Genomic DNA, 2,029 nt, shown 5'->3' on the forward strand with positions numbered 1-2,029 from the left:
GTCCCGCCACCGGTCGATCAGGGCCGGCAGTTCCCGCCAGAGGTAGTCGTAGAAGTCGCGCATCTCGGCGAGGCGGGCGCCGGCGACGCTGTCCGCGCCGGTCGCGGTGATGCCCTCCTCGGCGGCGTCCCGCATGGTTCCGATCATCGCGTTCTGACCGGACATGAGGGTCGCCCACGCGCCCTCGCGGAGCCGGAAGTGCTCCCGGCGGCTGCCCGGGGCGGGCACCCGTTCGATCAGCCCGACCGTCGACAGCGACTTGACCGCGGTGGACACGCTGCCGGAGCTGATGGTCAGGGTGTCGGCGATCTCGCCGGCGGTCATCGTCTCCTGCTCGGTGAACAACAACGCCGCCAGCACGCGGGCGGTCATCCGTTGCAGGCCACCCTCGGTGAGGGCGAGCGCCAGCCGCTCCGCCGGATCGCTCAGTGCCATCCGCGTCCTCCCCTCCTCGATCAGCGGAAATCCTAACATCTTGCACTCTTCAGAGTTCTTTGAAATTTCGATACTCTGCAAGACATGGACGACGTGATCCAGCTGGAGAAGCTGACCAAGACGTACGGTCGCCGCAGGGGCCTGGTGGACCTGGACCTCTCGGTGGCCGAGGGCGAGGTGTTCGGCTATCTGGGCCCGAACGGGGCCGGCAAGTCGACCACCATCCGCGTGCTGCTGGACCTGATCCGACCGACCAGCGGACGCGCACTGCTGTTCGGACACGACCCACGCCGGCACGCCGTGTCGTTGCACCGGCGCGTCGGCTACCTGGCCGGTGACTTCGTCGTCAACCCGCGGCAACGGGTAACCGAGTGCCTGACCTTCCTGGCCGGCCTACGCGATGACACATCAAGGGCACGCATCGACGAGCTGGCCGGGCGGCTGGAGCTGGACCTGACGGCGCGCATCGGCACCCTGTCGAAGGGAAACCGGCAGAAGGTCGGCCTGGTGCAGGCGTTCATGCACCGCCCGGCCCTGCTGATCCTGGACGAGCCGACATCAGGGCTGGACCCCCTGGCGCAACAGACCTTCCTCGACCTGGTCCGCGAGGCAAGGGCCGCCGGCCAGACGGTGTTCATGTCCTCGCACATCATGAGCGAGGTCGAGGCGATCGCCGACCGGGTCGGCATCATCCGCGAGGGCCGTCTCGTCGCGCTCGACACGGTGGCTCGACTCCGAGACCACAGCACGCACGAGTTTCAGGTCACCTTCAGCGGCCCGATCGACAGACCCGCGCTCGCCGCCCTGCCGCAGGTGTCCGACCTGACCGTCGACGGCCCGACCGCGAGATTCCAGCTCGCCGGCAGTCCTGACGGACTCATCCGCGTCCTCGCGCGGCACCGGGTCGCCACGCTGCGCGCCACCGAACCCGACCTGGAACAGCTGTTCCTCACCTACTACCAGGCCGACGCCGCAAGCAGGGAGACCACGAATGCCTGACGTCCTGACCAAGACCCTGTGGGACGGCCGGCGCGGCCTGGCCGGTTTCGCCGCCGGCACCGCCCTGATCGGCGCCATCTACGCCGGCTTCTACCCACAGGTCGCCGACGGCGCGATGGGGCAGACCGCTCAAGGCTTCTCCCCCGCGCTACGCGAGGCGCTACGGATGGACGACCTCACCTCCGCCGCCGGGTATCTCGGCTCCAGCGTCTTCGGCATCATCGTGCCCCTGGTCGCCGTCATCTTCGGCATCGCCACCGGCACCCGCGCCATCGCCGGCGACGAGGAGGCCGGCTACCTCGACCTGCTCCTCGCCCACCCGGTCAGCCGAACCCGACTGCTGCTGCACCGCTTCGCCGCGCTCACCGCCGGCGCCGCCCTCATCGCCGGAGTGGTCCTGCTGGCCATGCTCGCCGTCCGGCCCGGCGCCCGGCTCGACAGCATCAGCGTCGGCCAGTTCACCGCCCAGTGCCTCGCCCTGGCACTGCTGATCATCGTCTTCGGAACGATCGCGATCACCATCGGCGCGGCCACCGGCAGCCGGCCCGCCGCACTCGCGGGCACCGCAGGCGTCGCCGTCCTCACCTACGCCGCC

General features: G+C 69.8%; 3 protein-coding genes. 2 read left to right on the forward strand and 1 reads right to left on the reverse strand.

What is annotated here, in order from left to right:
* A partial coding sequence (locus HUW36_RS31745) for a GbsR/MarR family transcriptional regulator (protein WP_246248421.1) occupies positions 1-435 on the reverse strand: 435 nt, incomplete at its 3' end.
* An 84-nt stretch (positions 436-519) separates the two neighbouring features.
* Between HUW36_RS31745 and HUW36_RS31750 the strand changes: the two genes are divergently transcribed.
* Both HUW36_RS31750 and HUW36_RS31755 read left to right on the forward strand, forming a co-directional pair.
* Positions 520-1,434 carry an ABC transporter ATP-binding protein gene (locus tag HUW36_RS31750; RefSeq protein ID WP_174531438.1) on the forward strand — a complete coding sequence of 305 codons (915 nt, stop codon included), beginning with the start codon at positions 520-522 and terminating at the stop codon, positions 1,432-1,434.
* The coding region (locus HUW36_RS31755) for an ABC transporter permease (RefSeq protein WP_174531439.1) at positions 1,427-2,029 on the forward strand (603 nt) is incomplete at its 3' end. The genes HUW36_RS31750 and HUW36_RS31755, both read left to right, overlap by 8 nt.

This window comes from Micromonospora maritima (assembly GCF_902825405.1).
Classification (GTDB): Bacteria; Actinomycetota; Actinomycetes; order Mycobacteriales; family Micromonosporaceae; genus Micromonospora; species Micromonospora maritima.

Bases quoted from the DNA above. Each gene is read 5' to 3' on its own strand.
- HUW36_RS31750 (WP_174531438.1), top strand. From the start codon at position 520: ATGGACGACGTGATCCAGCTGGAGAAGCTGACCAAGACGTACGGTCGC.